Source organism: Luteimonas dalianensis (assembly GCF_049339425.1).
GTDB classification, from domain to species: domain Bacteria; phylum Pseudomonadota; class Gammaproteobacteria; order Xanthomonadales; family Xanthomonadaceae; genus Luteimonas; species Luteimonas dalianensis.
In genome coordinates, this window is sequence record NZ_JBMPPO010000007.1 from 1 (window position 1) to 24,620 (window position 24,620).

Genomic DNA, 24,620 nt, shown 5'->3' on the forward strand with positions numbered 1-24,620 from the left:
CACGCTGGCTATGGTCTTACAATCACGAACGCCCGAATATGGCGCTCGGCGGCATCACTCCGATCCAAAAGCTGGCACTCGCTGCATAGCTCCACTTCTGGCGACTGCTAAAAATGGGGGGATTACCACATCATGCGGCGCTCAAATCTGGTTACGACTGGTAGCCGGTACATCCAAGAGCGCGCCGCGGATGCAGGGGCGCCACGTATCGAGTACGTACCAACCGTAGTCGACGCCAACAGATACAGCGTACGGATTCCAAAGTCTTCCAGCGCCATAACAATTGGATGGATAGGTTCTCCCTCCACCTCCAAGTATCTCTCCATGGTCGCAGAGCCGCTAAGTGCACTTGCCGATCGTTATCAAATCTGTTGCGTGGCAGTTGGAGCGGACCCCGACCAACTGAAAGGTACACCCTTCAAGGCCGTTGACTGGTCGGAAGGCAAAGAGGCCGAGTTAGTATCATCGTTCGATGTCGGGATAATGCCGTTGGAATCTACCCAATGGGAACTCGGCAAGTGCGCTTACAAGATCATCCAATACATGGCCGCAGGTGTGCCTGTTGTGGCCAGTCCAGTTGGAATGAATGTCGAAGTGATAGAGCGTACTGGAAGTGGAGTTTTTGCGAACTCAAGTGAGGAGTGGTGCGCCGAGATTGAGCAGTTGATTAGGTCTCCGGAGCTGAGGGCAACCCGGGGGATGCGTGGCAGGACCGCCGTCGAAGATTTTTATAGCGTGCAGGCGCAAGCGCCACGCTTGGCGACGATGTGGCGTGAAGTCGTTCTTTCACATGGTGAGAAGGCGCCGTGAGCAAGGGCGTGGTGATGCTCGTCGCCAGCTTTCCTGAATCGATCTTGACGTTTCGCGGCCCGCTGATCATGTCGATTCTTTCCGCCGGCCATCCGGTTCACGTGGCTGCGCCAAGCTTGTCGAAAGGTACGCCAATCCGTTCTTCGCTGGAGTCGCTGGGCGTGACGGTGCACGATATCCCACTTGCGCGAACCGGAACGAACCCATCTGCAGATCTGAAGCTGGCGCTGCACCTGTATCAATTGCTTCGCGATGTGCGGCCGGTCGTCGTGCTCGGATATACGGTCAAGCCGGTCATTTACGGGACTCTGGCGGGCTGGATGGCGCGCATACCACGCCGATATGCGTTGGTGACGGGCCTGGGCTACGCGTTTACAGGCTCGCGAAAGGGGATGCTGACAGGGCTGGTCCGGCAGCTGTATCGCCTTGCGCTCGCGCGTGCCGATAAGGTCTTCTTCCAGAATCCCGACGACCGAAACCTGCTTCGTGAAAGCGGGATCCTGTCTGCGGAGAAGCCCACTGTGGTGGTTAACGGTTCTGGCGTCGATGTTTCTGCTTTCGAGGCTACTTCCATTCCGGCTGGTGAGTCTGTCTTTCTCATGATCGGGCGATTGCTGGGCGACAAGGGTGTCCGCGAGTATGCGGAGGCCGCAGCCCGCGTTCGTGCCTTGCACCCTGAAGTCCGCTTTGGGCTAGTTGGGTGGATCGATGAGAACCCCGACGCCATTGCCCAGTCGGAACTGGATGTATGGGTGGCTGACGGGACGATCGAGTTCCTGGGTAAGTTGGACGACGTACGCCCGGCCATCGAAGCCTGTACCGTCTACGTGCTCCCGTCCTACCGCGAAGGCACCCCACGCACGGTACTGGAAGCCATGGCCATGGGCCGCCCCATCATCACCACCGACGCCCCCGGCTGTCGCGAAACGGTCATCGACGGCGACAATGGTTTCCTGGTTCCGGTGCAATCGGTGGATGCACTGGTGGAGGCCATGCTCAAGTTCATCGACGATCCCGGGCTCGCCCAGCGCATGGGTCGCCGCTCACGCCAGATAGCAGAGGACAAGTACGACGTGCACAAGGTCAATGCGGTGATGCTGCGGGAGATGGGCATCACGCCTACGCCCGGAACTCCTGGGAAAGTGGCATGAGCAGCGTGAATCCGGTCTTCCAGGCCACGGTGGACTGCGTCCGCTCCATCCACGGCGACGGCTTCATCCCCCTCCACCGCCCCGTCTTCGAAGGCAACGAAAGGCAGTACCTCGTCGACTGCATCGACTCCAACTTCGTCTCCTCCGTAGGCGCCAAGGTCACCGAGTTCGAGCAGCAGATCGCCGCCTTCATCGGTGCCGGCCATGCCATCGCCACCGTCAACGGCACCGCCGCCCTGCACGTGGCCCTGCAGCTGGCCGGCGTCGAGCGCGGCGGCGAGGTGATCTCCCAGGCCCTGACCTTCATCGCCACCTGCAATGCGGTCAGTTACGCCGGCGCACTTCCGGTCTTCGTCGACGTCGACCTGGACACGCTGGGCATGAGCCCGGACGCGCTGCGCCGGTTCCTCGCCGCCCACGCCGAGATCCGCGACGGCCGCGCCTGGAACAAGTCCACCGGCCGCCGCATCTCAGCCTGCGTGCCCATGCACACCTTCGGCCTGCCGTGTCGGATCGAAGAGATCGTCGCCATCTGCGACGAGTACGGCATTGCCGTGGTTGAGGACGCGGCCGAGTCGCTGGGCAGCTACGTGGGCGCGCGCCACACCGGTACCTTCGGCCGCCTGGCCACGCTCAGCTTCAACGGCAACAAGGTCATCACCACTGGCGGCGGCGGGATGATCATCACCGACGACCAAGCGTTGGCCCGCCGCGCGAAGCACCTGACGACTACGGCCAAGGTGCCGCACCCGTACGAGTTCGTGCACGACGAGATTGGCTACAACTACCGCCTGCCCAACCTCAACGCCGCTCTGGGCTGCGCGCAGATGGAGCTGTTGCCCCGCATGCTGGAGATCAAGGCGGAGGTGGCCGCCCGCTACCGCGAGTTCTTCGCCACCCAGTCGGGCGTCCGCTTCGTCGATGCCCCGGAAGGCACCACCAGCAACTACTGGCTCAACGCCATCATCCTGGGCTCCCAGGCCGACCGCGACGCTTTCCTTGAGTACACCAACGCGCAGGGCGTGATGACGCGCCCGGTATGGCGGCTGATGTCGCGCCTGGAGATGTTCAAGGACTGCCAGCACGATGGGCTGGAGAACTCGCGGTGGCTGGAGGAGCGGGTGGTGAACCTGCCTTCGAGTGTGCCGGAGAGTGAGTTTGGGCGGTTGCGAGGCGGCGGCGCCTCGGGCAGCGCATGAGCCCGAGCCGGCGCTACCAGGAGGTGGCGGAGCTCCACGTCCGCTGCCTCGACCAGGGCTTCCTGGCCACGCTGGGAGTGCGCTTCCTGGCGCTGATGTACGAGGCCATGGACCGGGCTGACACCGTCACCCTGATCACCGAGGAACGGGAAGGCCGGGTGGTGGGGTTCATCACCGGCGGTACCGGCATGGGCCCGATCTACAAGCGCATGCTCCGCAGCCCGGTCCGCCTGGGGCTGGCGCTCGCGCCCGCGCTGGTGCGCCCCGCCAAGGTGCGCCGCATCCTTGAGATCCTCCGCTACTCCAGCAAGGCCAACCTCCCCGAAGGCGTCCCCGAGGCCGAACTGCTGAGCCTGGCCGTCGCCCCGGAGGCCCGCGGCTCCGGCGTGGCAGACACCCTGTACCGGAAGCTGGTTGAAGATTTCCAGGCCCGCGGCGTGGCCGCGTTCCGCATCATCGTCGGCGAAGCCCTGGCGCCCGCGCACCGGTTTTATCAGCGGATGGGTGCGAGCGTGGCGGGGGAGGTGGAGGTGCATGAGGGGGAGCCCTCCAAGGTCTACGTCCACCGTATCCCCCAGGGCGCCATGAAGCCCTTGTAGATCGGCCCGACGTGGCCGACGCTAGGAGCGCTTGACGCAGAGATTGCGGGAGGGAGGGTCAGGAAGAAGCGCGACTTTCTTGTTTCTGGTTGTTGACATTTGGGTAGTTTTGCAAATAATCAGAAACACATGAAGCGCGAGACATCTGCCGCTGGGAGTCGCGCACACGCCATGCTCCAGGCATTGGGCGCACAGGTGCGTGCGCGCCGCAAGGCGCTGCGCGTAACCGCAACGGCGGCTGCAGAATCAGCAGGCATCTCGCGGGTTACCTGGTACCGGATTGAAAAAGGCGAGCCTTCGGTGGCCGCCGGTGCCTATGCCAGCGCAGCCGCGGTGCTTGATTTGGAGTGGGCGCTTGCCGATCGCAACGAGCCCCGGACGCCCGGGCCGGACGTTGCAGCCGGCTGGTTGCCGGTACGGATCCCCTTGGCGGATTATCCGCAGCTTCGAAAACTGGCCTGGCATGCACAGGGCACCGATGAGCTGACGCCCCGGGAAGCCCTCTCCATCTACGAGCGCAACGCGCGGCACCTGGATGAGACGGAATTGTCAACGCGCGAGCGTGCATTGATCGATGCCCTGCGGACCGCGCTCGTCCCCGATGTTTGAGCGTCCACACCATCAGCGCATTGCGCTCCTGCTGGGTGCGCTGGACGCGGATCTGTTCCGGCGGCTGCAGTGCCTGTTCGGCGGTGGCACGGCCATGGCGCTGCGCTACGGCGAATATCGGGAATCGGTAGACGTTGTCGCAAGTCCCGCCGGTGTTGCAGGAAGTCCGCATGGGCCAGTACGGCATCCGGACGCGGGTAAGGGTGATGGATACACCGATCAAGTTCGAGATTGTGCGCGAAGGCCGCATTGAACTGGATCTGCCGGGGCCCGAGGACATGGTGTGCGGCGTGGCCACGCTTTCGGAGCTGGACATGGCTGCCAGCAAGCTGCTGGCCAATTCCGATCGCGGTCTGGACGATGGCACCTTCAATCGCGATGTGATTGATCTGGCGATGATGGCGCCGGGCCGCCCGCTGCTGCAGCAGGCGCTCGGGAAATCGAAGACGGCATATGGCGAAGATGTCAGGCGTGACCTCGTCCGTTCACTGGATCGTCTGCGTACGAGGGAGGGCTGGCTGGACCGCTGCATGCAATCGATGGCCATGACGATTCCAAAAGCTGTCGTCTGGCAGCGGCTGCGCAACCTGGAGCAGAAGTTGTGACAACCCGGATTGCATGGTTCGCGGGCGTTGGGGACGTAGCCCCGACCTGGGGGTAGAGGTTGTGGGCAAGTGGCGGGAAGCGGACAATTCAGGATCGGGAACGCCGGAGGCGTTCTGGCCCGCTTCACTTCAGGACCCCATGGACATCCTCAGCCTCATCGGCCGCACGGCCCCCCTGTTCGACGCCGACATCCAGCAGCACGAATCCGAGCTTTCCCGCCTGGTCCAGTCCAGCCGCTTCCTCGTCATCGGGGGCGCCGGCTCGATCGGGCAGGCGGTGACGCGGGAAATCTTCAAGCGCTCGCCGCGGGTGCTGCACGTGGTGGACATCAGCGAGAACAACATGGTCGAGCTGGTGCGCGACGTGCGCAGCACGCTGGGCTATATCGAGGGAGACTTCCGCACCTTTGCCATTGACTGCGGCAGCCGCGGGTTCGCGGCCCTGATGGCCGCCGGGCAGGGTTATGACTATGTGCTCAACCTCTCGGCGCTCAAGCACGTGCGCAGCGAGAAGGATCCGTTCACGCTGATGCGGCTGATCGAGGTGAACGTGCTGAACACCATCAGCACGATCGCCCAGGCGCGGGCTGGCGGGGCGCGCAAGTACTTCGCGGTGTCCACCGACAAGGCGGCCAATCCGGTGAACATGATGGGGGCCAGCAAGCGGATCATGGAGATGTTCCTGATGCGCGAGAGCCTGGAACTGCCGATCTCAACGGCGCGGTTTGCGAACGTGGCGTTCTCCGACGGCTCGCTGCTGCACGGGTTCAACCAGCGCTTTGCCAAGCGGCAGCCGATCTCGGCGCCCAACGACGTGCGGCGCTACTTCGTCACGCCGCAGGAGTCGGGGGAGCTGTGCCTGGCGTCGTGCCTGCTGGGGGAAAACCGGGACATCTTCTTCCCCAAGCTGAGCGAGCAGCTGGATCTCACCCGGTTCTCGGATATCGCGGTGCGCTACCTGGAGGCGCTGGGCTTCGAGCCGCACGAGTGCGCGAGCGAGGACGAGGCGCGCGGGCGGGCCGGGGAGCTGATCGCGCAGAAGAAGTGGCCGGTGTACTTTTTTGCCAGCGATACGACCGGGGAGAAGGACTTCGAGGAGTTCTACACCGGCGAGGAGACGCTCGACATGGAGCGATTCCAGAATATCGGGGTCATCAGGAACGATGCGGACTTTGATGACGAACGGCTGGGGCATTTCCTGACCACGATCCAGGCCATCCGCTCACGGCCGACCTGGGACAAGCCTGAGCTCGTGGAGCTGTTCAACCACATGATCCCGGACTTCCAGCACAAGGAAACCGGTAAATACCTCGATTCACGGATGTAACCGGGCGTCGGGGGCGTAGCCCCGGCCTACAGGAGATTGTTTGATGCAGCGGTTGCTGGATGTGGTTTTGTCGGGGCTGGCGCTGGTGGTGCTTTCCCCGCTGCTGGTGCCCATCGCGATCCTGCTGCGCTTCACCGGCGAGGGAGAGGTGTTCTTCATCCAGCAGCGGGTGGGTCGCGGGGGCGAGCCGTTCGGGCTGTACAAGTTCGCCACCATGCTCAAGGACAGCCCGAACCTGGGCACCGGCACGGTCACGCTCAAGGATGATCCCCGGGTGCTGCCGATGGGCCGGTTCCTGCGCAAGACCAAGATCAACGAGCTGCCGCAGCTGCTGAACATCTTCAAGGGCGACATGAGCATCGTCGGGCCGCGGCCGCAGACGAAGCGGTGCTTCGATGCGTTCCCCGAGCGCTCGCAGGCCGAGATCATCAAGGTGCGCCCGGGGCTGTCCGGCGTCGGCTCCATCGTCTTCCGTGACGAGGAGGAGTTGATGCACGAGGCGCACGATCCCGACCGCTTCTACGACGAGGTGATCATGCCCTACAAGGGGCGGCTGGAAGAGTGGTACGTGGCCAACCAGGGGCTGTGGACGTACGTGTGCTGCATCGTGCTGACGGCGTGGGTGGTGCTGGTGCCGCGCTCCACGGTGTTCTGGCGGGTGTTCAAGGGCCTGCCGCTGCCGCCCGCGGAGCTGGTTGAAGCCGGGGGCGCCGTGGGTGCGCCCGCGGCCGGATCGGCGTCCGCCACGTGATGATCTCGGTCTACCAGCTGCTGCTGGGCGTGATGGTGCTGGGCATCGCCTGGTTCCTGGCGCGGCGCGGCAGGCCGCTGGTGCGGGTGCTGGTGTTCGCGTCCGCGCTGGTGGTGTCGGCGCTGCTGTTCCTGCCCGGCGGCTGGATCCGCAGGACGGTGGGGCGCGATGCACTCACCGTGATGGGCGAGCTGGCCGCCCACACGCCCTGGGCGGTGGCGGAGTGGGTGCACTTCCTGATCTTCCTGTGGCTCGGACTGCTGCTGTGGCTGGGCCGCTCGGACCTGCGCAACTGGAAGGGGTGGGGATTGGTGATGGTGCTGGCGGTGGGCGCGGAGATGGCGCAGGCGCTGGCGCCCAACCGCGAGCCGCGGCTGGGGGATGTGATGTTGAACCTGGCCGGGGGGATGGCGGGGATCCTGCTGGCGATCGGCCTGAGGCGGTTGTTCCGCCGATGGTAGGAGCGCGCATGGCGCGCCCTGCAAAATGGGGATCGGCCTACCAGACGAGGTCGTCGGGGACCTGGAACCTGGCGTAGTAGGCCTCGTCCTCCGGGCTCATGGCCGGGGCCGGCGTGTCATTGGCCTGGCCATGGTCGAGCACGATCAGCTCCGGGTCGCGTTCGCGGACCTTTTCGGCGGCTTCGCGCGGGAGCAGTTCGTAGGCGTCGCCCAGGCGCACGATGACGATGGCGCCGGCGGCGAGTTTCCTGCGCTGGTCGTCGTCGATGAGGATCGTGCGGATGGCGTTGCCGGCGGTGAAGCGGTATTCGCTTTCGCCGGTGCGCGGGAGCTTGCGGTCCTGGATGATCTGGCGGGCCTGCGCCTGCAGCTCCGCGCGCTGGGCCTTGGCCTTGCGTTCGGCCTCCAGGGCGCGGTCGCGTTCGGCCTTTTCGAGGCGGGCGCGTTCAGCGTCGCGCTGGATCTCCCCGTCCGTGGGCGGGGCCTTGCCCTGGCGGGCCTTGGCCTGCTGGCGCGCGACCTCGGCCACCTTGGACTTCTTGACCAGCCCGGCCTTGAGCAGCTGCTGCTGCAGCGGGTTGCCTTTTGCCATGGCGGAAGCTCCGTGCGGTGGATGGCCATGATACGTGGGGGGCAGGGCGGATATTATGTGCGCACTCTCCACGGGGCTCCCAATGTCTTCGTTTGAATCCGCCTGCACCACGCTGCGCGCCCAGCCGCGTACCTGGCTGGTGACCGGCTGCGCCGGCTTCATCGGCTCCAACCTGCTGGAGGCGCTGCTGCGCCTGGACCAGCGGGTGGTGGGGCTGGACAACTTTTCCACCGGATACCGGCACAACCTGGATGAGGTGCAGTCGCTGGTGACGCCGGAGCAGTGGGGGCGCTTCCGCTTCATCGAAGGCGACATCACCGACCTGGCGACCTGCCACGGGGCCTGCGCCGGGGTGGACCACGTGCTGCACCAGGCCGCGCTGGGCTCGGTGCCGCGCTCGATCGCCGACCCCATCGCCACCAACCGCGCCAACATCGACGGCATGCTCAACATGCTGGTGGCCGCGCGCGACGCGAAGGTGGGCAGCTTCACCTACGCGGCCAGCAGCTCCACCTACGGCGACCATCCGGCGCTGCCCAAGGTGGAGGGCAACATCGGCAATCCGCTGTCGCCGTATGCGGTGACCAAGTACGTGAACGAGCTGTACGCGGACGTGTTTGCCAGGACCTACGGGTTCCCGAGCATCGGGCTGCGCTATTTCAACGTGTTCGGCCGGCGCCAGGACCCGGAAGGGGCCTATGCGGCGGTGATCCCGAAGTGGACCGCGGCGATGATCCGCGGCGAGGATGTCTTCATCAACGGCGATGGCGAGACCAGCCGGGATTTCACCCACATCGACAACGCGGTGCAGGCGAACATCCTGGCCGCGCTGGCGCCGGAGTCGGCGCGCACCCGCGTGTACAACATGGCGGTGGGCGAGCGGAACACGCTGAAAGGGCTGTTCGAGGCGCTCCGCTCGGCGCTGGCGGAGAACGGCGTGGCCTACGAACGCGAGCCGGTGTACCGCGATTTCCGGCCGGGCGACGTGCGCCATTCGCTGGCCGATGTGGGCGCAGCGCGAGAGCAGCTGGGCTACGCCCCCACGCGCGGCCTGGGTGCCGGCCTGGCCGAGGCGATGCCCTGGTTCGTGCGCAACCTGGGCGCCTGATCCGCGCAATCGCCGCTGGCGGAATTGAGATGCGGGTCACATAATCGGGGTCCGCGTGCTGGGGACGCGCGGTCGCTTGGCCGGGTGTGCGCGGGTGTGACCTTTTCGCAATGTCCCTGGATCAGGCTTGGCCTACAATGACCGGCGCAGGGGTTGGCCCGGTTATTGCTTCGGCCTAGCCGTCGGACCGGGTAAACCAGGGAGTTATTGCGTGCTGGAGTGGATGTTGGACGTGGGCGTGGCCCGGGCACTCGTAGCCGCGCTTATCACATGGATGGTGCTGAAGCTCCTGCATCCGGTGGCGCCGCGCCTGAACCTTCTCGATTTCCCCAAGGGCCGCAAGGACCACGCGCATCCCACGCCGATCACGGGCGGGCTGGCGATGCTGGTGGCCATGATCGCGCTTGGGGCCCTGGCGGTGGGCGAGCTCGCCACCACCACCCTGGTGTCATTTGCCGCTGCCGCGCTGCTGGTGAGCATCGTGGGCCTGGCGGACGATCGTCATGACCTGCGCTGGTACTGGCGCGTGCTGGCCCAGGTGGTGGCGGCGCTGATCATGGTCTACGGCGCCGAGGTGCGGGTGGAGCAGCTCGGGCCGGTGTTCGGGCTGGACAGCCTGGCGCTGGGCTGGCTGTCGGTGCCGTTCACGGTGTTTGCGACGGTGGGGATCATCAACGCCATCAACATGATCGACGGCGCCGACGGCCTGGCCGGGCTGCTGGTGGCGGTGTGCCTGGTGATGCTGGCGGCCGCGGCGGTGTACGCCGGCAACATGGGGCTGAGCCGGCACTCGCTGGTGATGGCGGGCGCGGTGGGGGCGTTCCTGCTCTACAACATGCGCTTCCCGTGGCAGCCGCGGGCCAAGGCGTTCATGGGCAACGCGGGCAGCGCGTTCCTGGGGCTGGTGGTGGCGTGGGTGGTGTTCCGCCTGACCCAGAACCCGGGCCACCCGGTGAACCCGGTGCTGGCGCTGTGGCTGCTGCCGGTCCCGGTCATGGATTGCCTGGTGCTCACCGTGCGCCGCACCCGCGAGGGCCGTTCGCCGTTCTCGGCCGGGCGCGACCATATCCATCATTTCATGCAGGACGCCGGCTTCGGCCCCACCCAGGCCGCGGTGGCGCTGGCGGTGTTCAGCATGGCCTGCGGCGCGCTGGCCGGGCAGGCGATGCGGCTGGACATCCCCCACCCGGTGATCCTGGCGGCGTTCCTGCTGCTGTGCGCAGGCTGGTACTGGCTGAGCGCGCGGCGCGAGCGCGCGCTGGAGTTCTTCCGCGCGATCCGGCGCTGGCCGGTGTTCGGCGCCGAACGCCGGCGCGCGGATGCGGAGTCGGCGAACCTGCCGCGACAGTCCGATTCCTGACCTTCTGCGTCGGCCGCGCAGGGCCGGCCTACGGCGATGATTCCTGCAGCCAGTCACGCGGCTTGAGGTACTCGGCCAGCCGCGCCTCATCGCTGCCTTCCTCCGGCGCGTAGCCGTATTCCCAGCGCACCAGCGGCGGCAGGCTCATCAGGATCGACTCGGTGCGCCCGCCCGACTGCAGGCCGAAGTGGGTGCCGCGGTCGAAGACCAGGTTGAACTCCACGTAGCGCCCGCGACGGTAGAGCTGGAACTGCCGCTCGCGCTCGCCGTAATCCATGCCCTTGCGGCGCTCGACGATGGGCAGGTAGGCCTGCAGGAAGCCGTCGCCCACGGCGCGCATGTAGCCGAACTCGTTGTCGTAGTCGCCGCTCATGTCGTCGAAGAACAGGCCGCCCACGCCGCGGGTTTCATCGCGGTGCTTGAGGAAGAAGTATTCGTCGCACCACTTCTTGTGCGCCTCGTAGCGCTGCTGCCCGCCAAAGGATTCGCACACATCGCGCGCCACCTGGTGCCAGTGCAGCACGTCTTCGTCGAAGGGGTAGAACGGAGTGAGGTCGAAGCCGCCGCCGAACCACCAGGCCACGGTTTCGCCCTCGCGCTCGGCGCGGAAGTGGCGCACGTTGGCATGGGTGGTGGGCAGGTACGGGTTGCGCGGGTGGAACACCAGCGACACGCCCATGGCGCGCCACTCGGCGCCTTCCAGCTCGGGCCGCGCAGCGGTGGCCGACGGCGGAAGCCGGGTGCCGGAAACGTCTGAAAAGCCGATGCCGGCCTGCTCGAACACCGCGCCATCGCGCAGGATCCGGGTGCGTCCGCCGCCGCCCAGCAGCGGGCCCTTGCCGGGCGTGCGGGTCCAGGCGTCTTCGATGAACCGGGCCTTGCCATCGGCATGTTCGATGCCGGCGCAGATGCGGTCCTGCAGGCCGGTGAGGTAGTCGCGTACGGGTGTGATGTCGTCCATCCGCGCATTGTAGGCGGCGCGGGGAGCCGGGCGTCGCGCCGTGCCGCCGGTTTACGGGAAATTGAGGATCGCCCGGCTATGGTGGCGGCCCGTTCCGGAACCGGTTGTCCCATGAGTTCTCGCAGCACTTCCGCCACCCCGCCGCATTTTTCCCTGCTTGACGATGTGATCGTGCTGACCGATGCGGCGGCGCGCTCGGCGGAGCCGGCGAAGATCGTCAAGGCGCTGACGGGCGGGCTGCAGGGACTGCTGGCCGGAGAGCTGGATCTGCCGGGCTGGCTGCTGGAAACGCAGGCCGAAGGGCACGCGCGCCGCGAGCTGTATCGTTCGCGCGAGCACGGCTACGAGGTGGTGGCGATTACCTGGGCGCCGGGGCAGGACAGCACCGTGCATGACCACGGCGACACCTGGGGCGCGGAGGCGGTGCTGCGCGGACGGCTGGAGGTGATCGATTACCGCGTGCGCGGGCAGCGGCGCGCGCTGTCGCAGCTGCGCGAGTGCGGGCGCCACGAGCTGGCGCCGGGCGGGGTGATCGGGCTGCTGCCGCCGCAGGATCTGCACCAGTGCCGCAATCCGTCCGCGGATGAGATCGCGGTGTCCCTGCACGTGTACGGCAGGCACCTGCAGCACGTGAAGCGCTACACCCGGGTGGAGGACGACCTCTACCGTCCCGAGCGGGTGATGCTCGAGACGGTTTGAGGCGCCGGCTCACTCGTCCTTGAGCACCCTTTCGAACAGCTCGTAAATGCGCCGGTACTGGTCGTACCAGGAGTCGGCGTGCTGGTAGGCGTGGCGCTCCAGCGGGTAGCTGGCCAGCTCCCACTTGTCCTTGCGCAGTTCGATCAGCCGCTGCGCCATGAGCACCGAGTCCTGGTAGAAGACGTTGTCGTCGATCATGCCGTGGGCGATGAGCAGGTGGTCCTGCAGGTTCTCCACGTACTCGATCGGCGATGACCTGCGGTACGCCTCCGGGTCGATGTCCGGGGTGTTGAGGATGTTGGCGGTGTAGGGGTGGTTGTAGTGGTGCCAGTCGACCACCGGGCGCAGCGCGGCGCCGGCCTTGAAGGTGCCCGGCTCGCGGAACAGCGCCATGAAGCTCATGAAGCCGCCGTAGCTGCCGCCGTAGATGCCCACGCGGTCGCGGTTGCCCTGGCGCTGTTCGACCAGCCAGTCGATGCCGTCCAGGTAGTCCTCCAGCTCCGGATGGCCCATCTGCCGGTAGATCGCGGTGCGCCAGTCGCGGCCGTAGCCGGCCGAGGCGCGGAAATCCAGGTCCAGCACGATGTAGCCCTGCTGCACCAGCATGTTGTGGAACATCTGCTCGCGGAAGTAGGTGGGCCAGCGGTGGTGCACGTTCTGCAGGTAGCCGGCGCCGTGCACGAACAGCACGATCGGGTACTCGCGGCCGGGCTCCATCTGCGCCGGGCCGTAGTATTTGCCCCAGATGGTGCCGGCGCCGTGCTTCGAAGGCACCTGCACGATCTCCGGCTGCAGCCACTGGTAGGCCTTGTAGTCCTCGCTGCGGGTGTCGGTGAGCACCTGGTGGCCGCTGCCGTCGGCGTTCATCACCGCCAGCTGCGGCGGCACGTAGGCCGAGGAGTGGCGCAGCAGCAGGCGCGCGCCGTCGGGGGATTCGGCAAACGAGTTCACGCCGTCCAGGCCGGTGATCTCGCGCACCTGGCCGCCGCCGGCCGGCACTTCGCACACCTCGTAGTCCACCGGCGCGGTGAGGTTGCACACGAACAGGAAGCGTTCGCCGTCGGCCGACAGCACCGGGTCGGAGACTTCCCAGCGGCCCGAGGTCAGCGCCCGCGGGCGGCCGCTGCCGGCCAGGTACAGGTGCGCGTGGCCGGATTCCTCGGACAGGAACCACAGGGTGCGGTTGTCCGGCATCCAGTCGAACTCGTTGAAGCCCCAGTTGATCCAGCCCGGGTCGCTCAGGCGGTGGCGCACGTCCAGGCGGGCGCTGGCGGGATCCAGGGTCACCAGCCAGCGATCCTTGTTGTCCACCGAGTGCAGCATCAGCGCGGCCCGGCTGGCGTCGGCGTTCCAGGCCATGGTGTTGGTGCCGAAGCCTTCCAGCCGCACCGGGCGCTGGCCCTTGAGCGGGTCCTTGCCGGCGGCCGCGCGCAGGTAGGCCAGCGGGTCGTCGGAGATGCCGGGCAGGGCGTCCAGATCGAGCTTCACCGGGGTGCCTTCGCGCATGTCCACCAGCCAGAAGGTCATCGGCGCGGGGTCGTTGCGGCCCACGCGGGTGCGCACGTCCTCGGTCTCCTCGTAGCCGGATTCGGTGACGTACTTCGGCATCGCCCCGCCCTTGCCGCGCTCGGCGCTCTTGGCGGTGGTGGCGGCCAGCAGCCAGCGGCCATCGGGCGAGAGCGCGCTGCTGGCGATGCTCACGTCGCCACCTAGGTACACCGGCGGCGGCGCCTGGCTCGGGTCCTCGCGCTGCCAGTCCTGCTGCTGCTGGCGCTGGGCCTCGCGCTGGGCGCGCTCGGTGCGCAGGGTTTCGAACAGGCGCATCTGGTGCTCGCGCAGCTGGTCGGCGCGCGGCGCCTTGGCCGGGTCGTCCTGGGCCTTGAGCACGGCGGCCTCGGCCACGCCGCTGGCGGCGGTCCAGCGGTACCAGCGGTCGCTGCCCACGCGCCAGACCAGCGCGCCGTCGCTGCCCCAGAGCAGGGAGGAGGCGGAGGATTCGCCGCGGGTGAGCTGGGTCAGGGCGCCGTTGCGCAGGTCGCGCACGAACACGTTGCCGTCGCGGATGAACGCCGCGCGCGCGCGGGTGGCGTCGAAGACCGGCTGCATGCCGTCCACTTCGGCGCGCTGTGCGCCTTCGACCAGCCGCGGCTGGCCGCCTGCTGCGTCCACCGTCCAGGTGTCGCGGATCTGGCTGCCATCGCGCTTGAGGTTGTAGAAGGCCTGGCTGCCGTCCCACGACCACCAGGCCCGCTCCACCGGCGGCCCGATCCAGTCGGGGTTGTCCATGATCCGGTCCAGGGTGAGTTCCTGGGCCGGCTGGGCGGCGAGCGGGGCGACGAAAAGCAGCAGGGACAGCGGCAGCAAACGGATCATGGGCGTTCTGCGGGACGTGGCAAAGCGCGCCAGCGTAGCAGCCCGTGCCGCGGCGGGGATGCGCCGAAGGTCCTGTATCGAGGCCCGGCGGGATCCGGAAATGAAGCAGGGGCGCAATGCGCCCCTGCCAACGTCCCTGTTCCCGGAAGCTTCCGGTTCATCCTTCTCGGGACTTTGTATCATCGGCCCGGGATGAAATTCGCAACGGAAATCACACTCAGGGCTTCGGGTGTCCCGATGTGTGACGCAGGGCGACAATTTCTGCCGGTCGCGGAGGGGGATGGCCGCCGCGGTTCCCCATTCCCCCGGTTTCCCGCACAATCATTGCCGATACGTTACTTACAGCCGCTCCGGGCCATGCACGCCTACGTCTACAAGAGCCAGCGCAAGCCCGGCACCTATGTGTACCTGGCCGAACGCGAGGACTTTTCCCGCCTGCCCGAAGCGCTGCTGTCGCAGCTGGGGCCGCTGGGCTTCGTGCTGGAAGTTGACCTGGTGCCCGGGCGCACGCTCGCCACCCAGGATCCGGCCGTGGTGCGGGAAAACCTGGCCGTGCGCGGCTTCCACCTGCAGGTGCCGCCGTCGCGGGCCGAGGATCCGATGAGCGGGGACTGGGGTACCGATGCCTGAGCAGACGTCCAGGCGTCCACACGCAATCGCCGCCTTCCTGATCGCGACCGTGCTGGCGCTGGCCGCCGGGTTCGGCGGCGCGTTCGCGGCGGTGGGGATCTGGTTGGCGCAGCCGGCCTTCGCCCTGGCGGTGCGCTGGTGGCGCGGGCAGGGCGGCGGGCAGGCCGATGGCGGCGCGGGGCGCGATTTCGGCCAGCTGCTGGCGCTGTGGGGCGCGGCCGCGCTGGCGGCGGCGCTGCTGGCGGCGTGGCCGCTGTCGGTGCTGGTGCGCAGCGGCTCGCTGGGCGCGGTGCTGGCGCTGAGCGCGGTGGCCGGGATCGCGGTGATCGGACTGTGGCGGGTGTGGCCGCTGTGGCATGCGGTGGAGCGGGATGGCCGCGGCCTGGCGCCGGCGTGGCGCGCGTTGGCCGGCCGCGATGCTGCGGCCAGCCGCGGCGCGGTGCTGGCCGCGCTGGTGGCCACGGTGCTGGCGTTGCACCTGGTGCTGGCCTGGCCGGGGCTGCTGGAAGGCAACGCGCGCTGGGCGATGGCGGTGGTCGCCACGCTGGTCTTCCCGCTGGCGCACTGGCTGTTGCAGCGGATCGAGCCGGCCGGCAAGCTGCCGATGCAGGTGATCGAAATGCCCGGCGAGGCCGCGCAGCCCGATCCGGAGCCCGAGCCGGTGGAAGGCGACCTGGACGCCGCGCTCTATGCCGCCGCCCGCGGCGGCCGGGTGGAGCGCGCGCTGGAGCTGCTGGAGCTGGGCGCCGATCCGCACGCGCTGCCGGCCGCGGACGCGCGTGACCGCCGCAGCCTGCCGGTGCTGGCCGCGGTGCTGCCGGATCTGCGCCTGCTGCGCGAGCTGATTGCCCGCGGCGTGGACGTCAATGCCGCCCACGGCAGCCTGACCCCGCTGCTGGCCGCCACCCGCGACAGCTGGCACGGCCGCCCCGAGGCGGTGATGACCCTGCTGGCCAACGGCGCGGATTCGCGCGTGTCCGACGCCGACGGCAATACCCCGATGCACCACGCCGCGCGCAGCTCCGACCCGGGCGTGGTGGCGCTGCTGCGCGACGCCGCGGCCGGGATCGACGTGGCTAACAACGAAGGCCTGACTCCGCTGGGCGTGGCCTGCCAGGCCGGCAACTGGCGGCTGGCGCGGTTCCTGCTCGAACGCGGCGCGCGCGCCCACGTCGACGGCGCGATCCCGGCGCTGGTGGCCGCGGCCGGCTGCGAGGAAGACGACGCCGCGGGCGTGCAGCTGCTGCTCAGGCACAAGGCCGGCGCCGGCGGCAGCGACCGCGAGGGCCGCACCGCGCTGCACCGGGCCGCGCACGCCGGCCACGCCGCGATCGCCGCGGAGCTGATTGCCGCCGGGGCCGACGTTGCCGCCAGCGACGAACACGGGCGCACGCCGCTGCTGGAAGCCGCCCGCGGCGCCCGCCTGGCGACGCTGGAAGTGCTGGCCGATGCCGGCGCCGATGCCACCGGTGTGGACGCTGCCGGCCGCGGCGCGCTGGCGCTGGCCTGCCTGGCGCGAACGCCCTCGCCGCCGCTGGTGCGCCGGCTGCTGGAACTGGGCGCCGACCCGCAGCTGGCCGACGGCGAGGGCAGGCGCGCGGTGGATCACGCCGCCGCGGCCGGCCGCTGGTCGCTGGTGGTGCTGGTGGATCCGGAGTACGCGCTGCCTGCCAGCGTGCAGCCCGAGGCGGGCGCGGCCGGGGTGCCCGACCGTGCGCCGCTCTCGCTGCTGCGCGAAGGCCTGCGCGAGGGCCGCTTTGAGGGCCTGGACGATCTGGCCGGGCTGCTGACGCCGCAGGAGCTGGGCGGGCTGCTGCTGGACGAGGATGCGCCGGTGACGGTGGAGCGCATCGACTGGCTGATGGCGCGCGGCGCCGATGCGGACGTGCGCGCGGACGCGGCCGATGCGCCCGGTGACACCGCGCTGTTCAGCCTGCTGGCCCGGGGCGCGGAGCAGGCCGACGCGCTGCGCGCGCTGCTGCGCCACAACGTGTCGCCGGCCGGCGCCGGCGGGCTGGCCCGCTTCCTGGCGGCCTGCGCGCGCGGCGACCATGCCGCCCGCGGGCTGGAGCAGCTGGCGCTGGAGCTGTTCGAGCGCGGTGCCGATCCGTTCACGCCTGCCGAAGGCGGCGATCCGCCGCTGTCGCTGGCGGTGCGGCTGGGATGGATGGAACTGCTGGAGGAGCTGGCCGCGGCCGGCGTGGACCTGGATGCGCGCGACGGCCGCGGCATGACCGCGCTGCACTTGTCCGCCGCGCTGGGGCGCGAGACGGCGCTGCGCGCGCTGGTGCGCCAGGGCGCCAACCCGGAGGTCCGCGCCGCCGACGGCCAGACCCCGCTGGGCGTGGCCCTGGCCGCGGGCCGGCGCGACCTGGCCGGCTGGCTCGACTGGCGCGGCTGGAAGCTGCCGCGCCGCCCGCTGCAGCCCGAAGACCTGCCCGCCGCGGCGGGCACCGGCGATGCCGACGCCGTGCGCCGGCTGCTCGACCTGGGGTTCGCGGTGGATACCGTGGACGCGCAGGGCTGCACCGCGCTGCTGCGCGCGGCCGGTGGTGGCCATGCGGCGGTGGTCGACCTGCTGCTCGAGCGCGGTGCCAGCGGCCAGCTTGCCGCCCATACCGGTGCCACCCCGCTGTCGGCGGCGGTGAGCATGGGCCACGGCGACATCGTCGAGCGCCTGCTGGCCTCCGGCGCGGCGCTGGAGCAGCGCCTGCCGGGCGAGGTCACCGTGCTGATGCTGGCCGCCGCGCTGGGCCTGCCGGAGCTGTGCGCGCGGCTGCTGACCGCGGGCGCCAACGTGCATGCCACCGACGCCCAGGGGCTTACGCCGCTGCACTGCGCGGCGCTTTACGGATTCACCAGCCGCGAGCGCGCGCGGCTGATGGCGCTGTTCGACACCCTGCTGCTGGCCGGCGCCGAGCCCGACGCCGAGGCCGCGGGCGGGGTGACCCCGCTGCTGCTGCTGCTGGGTGCGCGCGCCGAGCCGGGCGCCACCTGCGACGAGGACGTGGTGGGCGCGGCGATGGCGCAGCTGCTGGACGAGGACGTCTCGCTGGACGCGCAGGACCCGCGCGGGTTCGGCCCGCTGCACCTGGCCTGCCTGCATGGCCTGCTCCAGCTCAGCCGCAGCCTGCTGCGCGCCGGCGCCGACCCGGACCGCCGCGACACCCTCAACCGCACCCCGCGCGAGATCGCGGTGATGCGCGGCTTCATCGACGTCGCCGCCGAACTGGCCCCGGCCAACGCCCAGCCCGGCGTCTCCATGGCCCGCTTCCTGCGCGACTAGGTCGGGGCTGCGCCCCCGACGCCCGCCACCTGTCGGCGGTTGTGGTCCCGTCCCCCCGGGGGTAACTTGTGCCCATCACGAACAGGGATGGAGGGGGCGATGAGGATCCAGGGTTGGCTGCTGGCGCTGGTGCTGCTCGCGTTCACGGGGCACGGCATCGCCCGGAACTCCGAGGTGCCGATCGAAGCGAGCATGGTCGTGACCGGACACGTGGATATCGAGGCCGATGGCACCGTGTCGGCGCATTCGCTTGACCAGCGTGACAAGCTTCCCGGATTCGTCACCGCCCTGATTGAACGCCAGGCGCCGCGCTGGCGTTTCGAACCTTATGAAGTCGATGGCGCGCCGGTCGCCGCGCGCGCGAAAATGAGCCTGCGCGTGGTGGCCGAGCCGGTGGAGGGCAGCGATGATTACGCGCTGCGGATAGATAACGCCCACTTCGGCGCGCAGGGCGAGTCGGACGCCGAGACCGCCCGGCTGCGCCGGAAGAACATGAGGCCACCCGTATACCCGGACTCCATGCTGGCGCGTGGCGTGGAAGGCGTGGCCTACGTGGTGCTCAAGATCGGCCGCGACGGCAAGGTCGAGGACATGGTGGTGGAGCGGGTCAACCTGTACGGGCGCAGTTCCGAGTCGGACCTGCGGGACATGCGCCGCCTGTTTGCGCTGAGCACGCGCCGCGCCGCGCGTTCGTGGACTTTCGATGTGCCCACCACAGGCCCGGATGCCGATGACGATTATTGGATGGCCCGGGTGCCGGTCGCCTACAGGCTGACCACTTCACAGGCGGCCGGACCGGGTGAGTGGGATGCGTATGTTCGCGGCCCGAGGGAGGAGCTGCCGGAGTGGATGCGCCGATCGCGCAGCGGCGACAGTGACGCCATGCTGGCCGGTGGCCTTCAACTGCTCGGTGGCAACGAGCGGCGCCTGCTGACTCCGCTCCAGGAGGGCTGAGCATGCGCGTCCAGGGGGGAGGGGGCTCGTCGGCGCCGGGCAGGTTCCGGCGCCAGGCGCTGCTGGTTGCGCTGGCGGCCTTGCTGCCAGCGCTGGCGTGGGCCGGGCCGGAGGTCAGCGTGTTCGAAACCGTGGCCAGGGTCACCGTAGGCGTTGATGGCCGGCCGCAGGAGGTTCAGGGCGCGGCGGAGTTGCCTGGGCCGCTGCGCGAGTACGTGGAATCGAGCCTGCGCGAGTGGCGGTTCGAGCCGGTGGTGATCGACGGCGTTGCCCGCACCGGCACCACCTGGGCGCGCCTGTCGGTGTGCGCGGTGCCGAGCGGCGAGGGCTTCGCGCTCTCCTCGCGCCATGTCGCCAACGGGCCGGTGCCCGTGGGACGCGCGGCGCAGGTGAAGCCGCCGCACTATCCGGTGCAGGCACTCCGCAGGGGCCTGGAAGCCGAAGTGACGGTGAACTACACGGTCAACACGGACGGGTCGGCGACGCTGGATTCGGTTGATTACGGGGACGGCTACAAAAAGCCGCTGCGCCAGAATTTCGCTCGCGGGTTGCGTGACTGGGTGTCGGCGATGCGCTACCGGCCCGAGGAACTGGATGGCCAGCCGGTCGCCACCCGGCTCAGCACCCGGGTCAGCTTCCACATGGGCACGGACGGACCCGCCACGCGCAGGGAGTTCGAGCAGGCCATCATCCAACGCTGGAAGGACTCGCCGGAATGCCTGGCCGCCGAGGGCCTGCAGCCGCGCGGCCAGCTTGTTTCCGCCGATTCCCACTTCCGGCTCAGGGCGCCCTGAAGCAAACACCTCCCCACCCCCCATGGGCGGCTGAAAAAAAACGCCCCGCGGTTGCGGGGCGTTTCCTTTTCCGGACCGGCGAGGCGCGTCAGCGCCGCATCGAGGCGAAGAACTCGTCGTTGGACTTGGTGTTCTTCATCTTGTCGAGCAGGAACTCCATGGCGGCGAGCTCGTCCATGGGGTGCAGCAGCTTGCGCAGGATCCAGATCTTCTGCAGCAGCTCGGGCTCGATCAGCAGGTCCTCGCGGCGGGTGCCGGACTGGTTGACGTTGATCGCCGGGTACACGCGCTTCTCGGTGATGCGCCGGTCCAGGTGCACCTCGGAGTTGCCGGTGCCCTTGAACTCCTCGTAGATCACCTTGTCCATCGCGCTGCCGGTATCCACCAGCGCGGTGGCGATGATGGTCAGGCTGCCGCCTTCCTCCACGTTGCGCGCGGCGCCGAAGAAGCGCTTGGGGCGGTGCAGGGCGTTGGCGTCCACGCCGCCGGTGAGCACCTTGCCCGAGCTGGGCACCACGTTGTTGTAGGCACGGGCCAGGCGGGTGATCGAGTCGAGCAGGATCACCACGTCCTTCTTGTGCTCGACCAGGCGCTTGGCGCGCTCGATCACCATCTCGGCGACCTGCACGTGGCGCGCGGCCGGCTCGTCGAAGGTCGAGCTGATGACTTCGCCGCGCACGGTGCGCTGCATCTCGGTCACTTCCTCGGGCCGCTCGTCGATGAGCAGCACGATCAGGTGCACATCGGGGTGGTTGTAGGTGATGGCGCTGGCGATCTGCTGCATCATGATCGTCTTGCCCGCCTTGGGCGGCGAGACGATCAGCGAGCGCTGGCCCTTGCCCTGCGGCGCCATCAGGTCGAGGATGCGGCCGGCGATGTCCTCGCTGGAGCCGTCGCCGCGCTCGAGCTTGAAACGCTCGCGCGGGAACAGCGGGGTCAGGTTCTCGAACAGCACCTTGCCCTTGCTGGCCTCCAGCGGCTCCTCGTTGATGGTGTCGATGGTGGCCAGGGCGAAGTAGCGCTCGCCGTCCTTCGGCCAGCGGATGCGGCCGCTCAGGTGGTCGCCGGTGCGCAGGTTGAAGCGGCGGATCTGGCTGGGGCTGATGTAGACGTCGTCCGGGCCGGCCAGGTAGCTGGCCTCCGCGGCGCGCAGGAAGCCGAAGCCGTCGGGCAGGATCTCCAGCACGCCGTCGGCCACCACGCCTTCGCCGTGGCGGGTGAGCACCTTGAGCAGGGCGAAGATCACGTCCTGCTTGCGGGCGCGGGCCACGCCTTCGTGGATCTGCAGCTGTTCGGCCAGATCCATCAGCTTGTGCGCCGGCATCCCCTTCAGGTCGCTCAGCGAGTACTGGGGGAAGCCTTCGGGCACGTTGGGCGGCGGCAGGCGCTGGCCCTGGTCGTTGCTGTCGTCGGGCAGGCCGTCGTCGCGGCCGCGGCCGCGGTCACGCCGGTTGCGGAAGCGGTCGCGGCGACCGCCCTGGCGGCCACCGCCACCGCCGCCGCCGTCGCGCTGCTGGTCATTGCGCTGCTGGCCCTGCTGGCCGCCGTTGCCGCCGCCGTCGTTGGACTTGGCGTCGCCGGACTTGCCGCCGCCGCGCTGGCGATCGTCGCCTTCGCCGCTGGAGGCCGCCGGGGCGCTGTCCTGGGACTTGGCCGCGGGCGCGGTGTCCTGGGGCCTGGCCTCTGCCGGCGCGGCGGGTGCCGCCGGCGCTTCAGGCGCAGGCGCGCTCCCGGTCGCCGCCGGGGCGTCGGCCTTCACGGTCTTGCGGGCGGCTTTCTTGGTGGCGCGCGGCTTGCGCACGGGCTTCTCGGCGGTATCGCCGGAGTCGGGGGTGTTGTCGGACAAGTGCGATTTCCTCGCTCGCTGCGAGCGCCCGCAGGGAGGCGGGCAGGGGGTGGGAAGGATGGGCCTTCAAGATAGGGTGCGGCGGGAGAACCCACGCCGGATCGGGATAAAGCTAGCACCGCGCCGGGCTGGCGACAAGATGCACGGTCTGGAACGGTTGGGGTTCGCGGCGCGGCCGGCCCCGGTGGCGGGGCCCCGGCGTGCGGGGCCCGGCGGCGGCGTCAGAGCGCCTGGTCGATCATCTTCGCCAGCTGCGGCTTGCCTACGGCGCCGACCTGGGTGGCCTGCACCTGGCCGTCCTTGAACAGCAGCAGCATCGGGATCGAGCGCACGTGGTACTTCAGCGCGGTGGCCTGGTTCTGGTCGATGTCGACCTTGACCACCTTGGCCTTGCCGGCGTAGTCGTCGGCCAGCTCGTCCAGGGCCGGGGCGATCATCCGGCACGGCCCGCACCAGGGCGCCCAGAAATCGACCAGCACCGGCTCGGAGGATTGCAGCACGGTGGCATCGAAATCGGCATCGGTGGTGTGGATGACCTTGTCGCTCACGGGATTCTCCTGAATGATGGCGGGGCCCGGCCGCGTGTGGCGGGCGGGCCGTACTGTTAAACTGGGGTGTTTTCCGGCCTGAATCAAGGCCTTCCCAGGCCCGCAATCGGTTTCCAGGCAACGCTCCGGACAACTCCAGCCGGCCCCGGCAGTCTGCGACGCGGACGCCCTCTCGCGCAACCGCGCGCAACGCAACGAAGCATTCCCAACGCATGAGCGACAAACCCCTAACCGACATCCCCTTCTCCGAATTCGACCTGCATCCGCAGCTGCTCGCCGGCCTTGAAGCCGCCGGCTTCATGCGCTGCACGCCGATCCAGGCCATGACCCTGCCGGTGGCGCTGCCCGGCGGCGACGTCGCCGGCCAGGCCCAGACCGGCACCGGCAAGACCCTGGCGTTCCTGGTCGCGGTGATGAACCGCCTGCTGACCCGCCCGGCGCTGGCCGACCGCAAGCCGGAGGATCCGCGCGCGCTGATCCTGGCCCCGACCCGCGAGCTGGCCATCCAGATCCACAAGGACGCGGTGAAGTTCGGCTCCGGCCTGGGCCTGAAGTTCGCCCTGGTCTACGGCGGCGTGGACTACGACAAGCAGCGCTCGATCCTGCAGGAAGGCGCCGACATCATCATCGCCACCCCGGGGCGCCTGATCGACTACGTCAAGCAGCACCGGGTGGTCAGCCTGCACGCCTGCGAGGTGTGCGTGCTGGACGAGGCCGACCGCATGTTCGACCTCGGCTTCATCAAGGACATCCGCTTCCTGCTGCGGCGCATGCCCGCGCGCACCGAGCGCCAGACCCTGCTGTACTCGGCCACCCTCAGCCACCGCGTGCTGGAGCTGGCCTACGAGCACATGAACGAGCCGCAGAAGCTGGTGGTGGAGACCGAATCCATCACCGCCGCGCGCGTGCGCCAGAAGATCTACTACCCCGCCGACGAGGAAAAGCTGCCGCTGCTGCTGGGCCTGCTCTCGCGCGGCGAGGGCGCGCGCACGATGGTGTTCGTCAACACCAAGGTGTTCGTGGAGCGGGTGGCGCGGGCGCTGGAGCGCGCCGGCTACCGCGTGGGCGTGCTCTCGGGCGACGTGCCGCAGAAGAAGCGCGAGAGCCTGCTGAAGAAGTTCCAGGCCGGCCAGCTCGAGATCCTGGTCGCCACCGACGTCGCCGCGCGCGGCCTGCACATCGACGGCGTGGAGTACGTCTACAACTACGACCTGCCGTTCGACGCCGAGGACTACGTGCACCGCATCGGCCGCACCGCGCGCCTGGGCAAGGAGGGCGACGCGATCAGCTTTGCCTGCGAGCGCTACGCGATGGGCCTGCCGGACATCGAGGCCTTCATCGAACAGAAGATCCCGTCCGAGCCGGTGACCCAGGAGCTGCTGACCGCGCTGCCGCGCAAGCCGCGCGAAGGGGTGGAAGTCGACGCCGCCGAGGGCGAGAGCGTGACCGAGATCTTCCGCGAGGCGCGCGAGCAGCGCGCCGCCGACGAGGCCCGCCGCGGCGGCGGCCGTTCCGGCGGCGGCCGTCGCGAGGGCGGCTCCGGCGGTCGCGGGCGCAGCGGTGGCGGTGAAGGTCGCGGGCGTGGCCCGCGGCGCGAGCGCGGGAGCGACGCGCAGGCCGGGACTCCGGCCGCTGAATCCGCGTCGGCCCAGGTGCCGGCAGATGAAAGCGGGCAGCCCGTGTCCGCGCAGGCGGGCGGCCCTGCGGCCGACGCCGCGGACGGCGAGGCGCGCCGGCCGCGCAGGCGCCGCCGCCGCAGCGGTGGCCGTGGCGAGGGCGAAGCTGCCCGCGAGGGCGGCCAGGCAGCGGACGGCGACAACCGCGAAAGCGGCTCCGCCACTGCCGGTGCTCCGGACGACCCGTCCGGCGGTGCGCGCGACGACGCGGATCGTCCGCCGCGCAAGCGCCGTCGCCGTCGCGGCGGCCGCCGCGTCAACGGCGAAGGCGCCCCCCAGGC

The 24,620-nt window shown here is 69.2% G+C and carries 22 protein-coding genes and 1 pseudogene; 18 read left to right on the forward strand and 5 right to left on the reverse strand.

The window, feature by feature from the left end:
* Positions 1–132 precede the first annotated feature (132 nt).
* The 10 genes from ACOZ90_RS10875 to ACOZ90_RS10920 all read left to right on the forward strand — a co-directional run bounded on the left by ACOZ90_RS10875 (position 133) and on the right by ACOZ90_RS10920 (position 7,512).
* Entirely contained in the window at positions 133–810 is a 678-nt protein-coding gene (locus ACOZ90_RS10875; RefSeq protein ID WP_422893678.1) for a glycosyltransferase family 4 protein, read from the forward strand.
* Positions 807–1,961, forward strand: a complete 1,155-nt coding sequence (locus ACOZ90_RS10880) for a glycosyltransferase family 4 protein (RefSeq protein ID WP_422893679.1) — start codon at positions 807–809, stop codon at positions 1,959–1,961. Before ACOZ90_RS10875 ends, ACOZ90_RS10880 begins: the two co-directional genes overlap by 4 nt.
* Positions 1,958–3,160 carry a LegC family aminotransferase gene (locus ACOZ90_RS10885; RefSeq protein WP_422893680.1) on the forward strand — a complete coding sequence of 401 codons (1,203 nt, stop codon included), beginning with the start codon at positions 1,958–1,960 and terminating at the stop codon, positions 3,158–3,160. Before ACOZ90_RS10880 ends, ACOZ90_RS10885 begins: the two co-directional genes overlap by 4 nt.
* Positions 3,157–3,759 carry a GNAT family N-acetyltransferase gene (locus tag ACOZ90_RS10890; protein ID WP_422893681.1) on the forward strand — a complete coding sequence of 201 codons (603 nt, stop codon included), beginning with the start codon at positions 3,157–3,159 and terminating at the stop codon, positions 3,757–3,759. Before ACOZ90_RS10885 ends, ACOZ90_RS10890 begins: the two co-directional genes overlap by 4 nt.
* Positions 3,760–3,930: 171 nt before the next feature.
* The gene (locus tag ACOZ90_RS10895) at positions 3,931–4,368 is read left to right on the forward strand and encodes a helix-turn-helix transcriptional regulator (protein WP_422893682.1); all 438 of its coding nucleotides are present in this window, start codon (positions 3,931–3,933) and stop codon (positions 4,366–4,368) included.
* Complete coding sequence (locus tag ACOZ90_RS10900) at positions 4,361–4,621, forward strand: nucleotidyl transferase AbiEii/AbiGii toxin family protein (RefSeq protein WP_422893683.1); 261 nt, start codon at positions 4,361–4,363, stop codon at positions 4,619–4,621. Before ACOZ90_RS10895 ends, ACOZ90_RS10900 begins: the two co-directional genes overlap by 8 nt.
* Positions 4,539–4,973, forward strand: a complete 435-nt coding sequence (locus tag ACOZ90_RS10905) for a nucleotidyl transferase AbiEii/AbiGii toxin family protein (protein ID WP_422893684.1) — start codon at positions 4,539–4,541, stop codon at positions 4,971–4,973. The genes ACOZ90_RS10900 and ACOZ90_RS10905 overlap by 83 nt, the downstream gene beginning before the upstream one ends.
* 139 nt (positions 4,974–5,112) lie before the next feature.
* Positions 5,113–6,300 (forward strand): UDP-N-acetylglucosamine 4,6-dehydratase, encoded by a 1,188-nt coding sequence (locus ACOZ90_RS10910; protein WP_422893685.1) that lies wholly within the window; start codon positions 5,113–5,115, stop codon positions 6,298–6,300.
* Positions 6,301–6,343: 43 nt separating this feature from the next.
* A complete protein-coding gene (locus ACOZ90_RS10915; protein WP_422893686.1) occupies positions 6,344–7,051 on the forward strand; it encodes a sugar transferase in 708 nt (235 codons plus the stop codon).
* Positions 7,051–7,512, forward strand: a complete 462-nt coding sequence (locus ACOZ90_RS10920; protein WP_422893893.1) for a VanZ family protein — start codon at positions 7,051–7,053, stop codon at positions 7,510–7,512. The genes ACOZ90_RS10915 and ACOZ90_RS10920 overlap by 1 nt, the downstream gene beginning before the upstream one ends.
* Before the next feature lie 37 nt (positions 7,513–7,549).
* On the opposite strand, the gene ACOZ90_RS10925 is transcribed toward ACOZ90_RS10920, so the two are convergent.
* A complete protein-coding gene (locus ACOZ90_RS10925; protein ID WP_422893687.1) occupies positions 7,550–8,104 on the reverse strand; it encodes a DUF2058 domain-containing protein in 555 nt (184 codons plus the stop codon).
* Between the two features lie 82 nt (positions 8,105–8,186).
* Here ACOZ90_RS10925 and ACOZ90_RS10930 point away from each other — a divergent pair, with 82 nt between their 5' ends.
* Together ACOZ90_RS10930 and ACOZ90_RS10935 are read left to right on the forward strand one after the other, a co-directional pair.
* Complete coding sequence (locus ACOZ90_RS10930) at positions 8,187–9,212, forward strand: SDR family oxidoreductase (protein ID WP_422893688.1); 1,026 nt, start codon at positions 8,187–8,189, stop codon at positions 9,210–9,212.
* A 277-nt stretch (positions 9,213–9,489) separates the two neighbouring features.
* The gene (locus ACOZ90_RS10935; protein ID WP_422893689.1) at positions 9,490–10,572 is read left to right on the forward strand and encodes an MraY family glycosyltransferase; all 1,083 of its coding nucleotides are present in this window, start codon (positions 9,490–9,492) and stop codon (positions 10,570–10,572) included.
* A 28-nt stretch (positions 10,573–10,600) separates the two neighbouring features.
* Here ACOZ90_RS10935 and hemF read toward each other — a convergent pair whose 3' ends face one another.
* Positions 10,601–11,533 carry an oxygen-dependent coproporphyrinogen oxidase gene (gene hemF / locus ACOZ90_RS10940; RefSeq protein ID WP_422893690.1) on the reverse strand — a complete coding sequence of 311 codons (933 nt, stop codon included), beginning with the start codon at positions 11,531–11,533 and terminating at the stop codon, positions 10,601–10,603.
* A gap of 111 nt (positions 11,534–11,644) precedes the next feature.
* Here hemF and ACOZ90_RS10945 point away from each other — a divergent pair, with 111 nt between their 5' ends.
* Positions 11,645–12,232 (forward strand): cysteine dioxygenase family protein, encoded by a 588-nt coding sequence (locus ACOZ90_RS10945; RefSeq protein ID WP_422893691.1) that lies wholly within the window; start codon positions 11,645–11,647, stop codon positions 12,230–12,232.
* A 9-nt stretch (positions 12,233–12,241) separates the two neighbouring features.
* Here the strand turns inward: ACOZ90_RS10945 and ACOZ90_RS10950 are convergent, their stop codons facing one another.
* On the reverse strand, positions 12,242–14,605 hold the full coding sequence (locus ACOZ90_RS10950) for a S9 family peptidase (RefSeq protein ID WP_422893692.1): 2,364 nt from the start codon (positions 14,603–14,605) through the stop codon (positions 12,242–12,244).
* A gap of 357 nt (positions 14,606–14,962) precedes the next feature.
* On the opposite strand from ACOZ90_RS10950, the gene ACOZ90_RS10955 reads away from it, so the two are divergent.
* The 4 genes from ACOZ90_RS10955 (at position 14,963) to ACOZ90_RS10970 (ending at position 20,269) form a co-directional block, all read left to right on the forward strand.
* On the forward strand, positions 14,963–15,235 hold the full coding sequence (locus ACOZ90_RS10955) for a YcgL domain-containing protein (protein ID WP_422893693.1): 273 nt from the start codon (positions 14,963–14,965) through the stop codon (positions 15,233–15,235).
* Positions 15,228–18,521 (forward strand): ankyrin repeat domain-containing protein, encoded by a 3,294-nt coding sequence (locus tag ACOZ90_RS10960; protein ID WP_422893694.1) that lies wholly within the window; start codon positions 15,228–15,230, stop codon positions 18,519–18,521. Before ACOZ90_RS10955 ends, ACOZ90_RS10960 begins: the two co-directional genes overlap by 8 nt.
* Positions 18,522–18,620: 99 nt before the next feature.
* Positions 18,621–19,475: an energy transducer TonB gene (locus ACOZ90_RS10965; RefSeq protein WP_422893695.1), complete on the forward strand. Its 855-nt coding sequence runs from the start codon at positions 18,621–18,623 to the stop codon at positions 19,473–19,475.
* 2 nt (positions 19,476–19,477) lie between these two features.
* On the forward strand, positions 19,478–20,269 hold the full coding sequence (locus tag ACOZ90_RS10970) for an energy transducer TonB (protein ID WP_422893696.1): 792 nt from the start codon (positions 19,478–19,480) through the stop codon (positions 20,267–20,269).
* Between the two features lie 88 nt (positions 20,270–20,357).
* On the opposite strand, the gene rho is transcribed toward ACOZ90_RS10970, so the two are convergent.
* On the reverse strand, positions 20,358–22,115 hold the full coding sequence (gene rho, locus ACOZ90_RS10975) for a transcription termination factor Rho (RefSeq protein WP_422893697.1): 1,758 nt from the start codon (positions 22,113–22,115) through the stop codon (positions 20,358–20,360).
* A gap of 221 nt (positions 22,116–22,336) precedes the next feature.
* Positions 22,337–22,663, reverse strand: a complete 327-nt coding sequence (gene trxA, locus ACOZ90_RS10980; protein WP_422893698.1) for a thioredoxin TrxA — start codon at positions 22,661–22,663, stop codon at positions 22,337–22,339.
* A gap of 212 nt (positions 22,664–22,875) precedes the next feature.
* On the opposite strand from trxA, the pseudogene rhlB reads away from it, so the two are divergent.
* Positions 22,876–24,382: pseudogene (gene rhlB, locus ACOZ90_RS10985) on the forward strand (ATP-dependent RNA helicase RhlB); the annotation flags it as partial.
* Positions 24,383–24,620 lie beyond the last annotated feature (238 nt).

Excerpts from the sequence above, each read along its gene's own strand:
- ACOZ90_RS10875 (WP_422893678.1), top strand. The coding sequence starts at position 133 with ATGCGGCGCTCAAATCTGGTTACGACTGGTAGCCGGTACATCCAAGAG.
- ACOZ90_RS10885 (WP_422893680.1), top strand. The coding sequence starts at position 1,958 with ATGAGCAGCGTGAATCCGGTCTTCCAGGCCACGGTGGACTGCGTCCGC.
- ACOZ90_RS10890 (WP_422893681.1), top strand. The coding sequence starts at position 3,157 with ATGAGCCCGAGCCGGCGCTACCAGGAGGTGGCGGAGCTCCACGTCCGC.
- ACOZ90_RS10895 (WP_422893682.1), top strand. The coding sequence starts at position 3,931 with ATGCTCCAGGCATTGGGCGCACAGGTGCGTGCGCGCCGCAAGGCGCTG.
- ACOZ90_RS10900 (WP_422893683.1), top strand. The coding sequence starts at position 4,361 with ATGTTTGAGCGTCCACACCATCAGCGCATTGCGCTCCTGCTGGGTGCG.
- ACOZ90_RS10905 (WP_422893684.1), top strand. The coding sequence starts at position 4,539 with ATGGGCCAGTACGGCATCCGGACGCGGGTAAGGGTGATGGATACACCG.
- ACOZ90_RS10910 (WP_422893685.1), top strand. The coding sequence starts at position 5,113 with ATGGACATCCTCAGCCTCATCGGCCGCACGGCCCCCCTGTTCGACGCC.
- ACOZ90_RS10915 (WP_422893686.1), top strand. The coding sequence starts at position 6,344 with ATGCAGCGGTTGCTGGATGTGGTTTTGTCGGGGCTGGCGCTGGTGGTG.
- ACOZ90_RS10920 (WP_422893893.1), top strand. The coding sequence starts at position 7,051 with ATGATCTCGGTCTACCAGCTGCTGCTGGGCGTGATGGTGCTGGGCATC.
- ACOZ90_RS10925 (WP_422893687.1), bottom strand. The coding sequence starts at position 8,104 with ATGGCAAAAGGCAACCCGCTGCAGCAGCAGCTGCTCAAGGCCGGGCTG.
- ACOZ90_RS10930 (WP_422893688.1), top strand. The coding sequence starts at position 8,187 with ATGTCTTCGTTTGAATCCGCCTGCACCACGCTGCGCGCCCAGCCGCGT.
- hemF (WP_422893690.1), bottom strand. The coding sequence starts at position 11,533 with ATGGACGACATCACACCCGTACGCGACTACCTCACCGGCCTGCAGGAC.
- ACOZ90_RS10945 (WP_422893691.1), top strand. The coding sequence starts at position 11,645 with ATGAGTTCTCGCAGCACTTCCGCCACCCCGCCGCATTTTTCCCTGCTT.
- ACOZ90_RS10950 (WP_422893692.1), bottom strand. The coding sequence starts at position 14,605 with ATGATCCGTTTGCTGCCGCTGTCCCTGCTGCTTTTCGTCGCCCCGCTC.
- ACOZ90_RS10955 (WP_422893693.1), top strand. The coding sequence starts at position 14,963 with ATGCACGCCTACGTCTACAAGAGCCAGCGCAAGCCCGGCACCTATGTG.
- ACOZ90_RS10960 (WP_422893694.1), top strand. The coding sequence starts at position 15,228 with ATGCCTGAGCAGACGTCCAGGCGTCCACACGCAATCGCCGCCTTCCTG.
- ACOZ90_RS10965 (WP_422893695.1), top strand. The coding sequence starts at position 18,621 with ATGAGGATCCAGGGTTGGCTGCTGGCGCTGGTGCTGCTCGCGTTCACG.
- ACOZ90_RS10970 (WP_422893696.1), top strand. The coding sequence starts at position 19,478 with ATGCGCGTCCAGGGGGGAGGGGGCTCGTCGGCGCCGGGCAGGTTCCGG.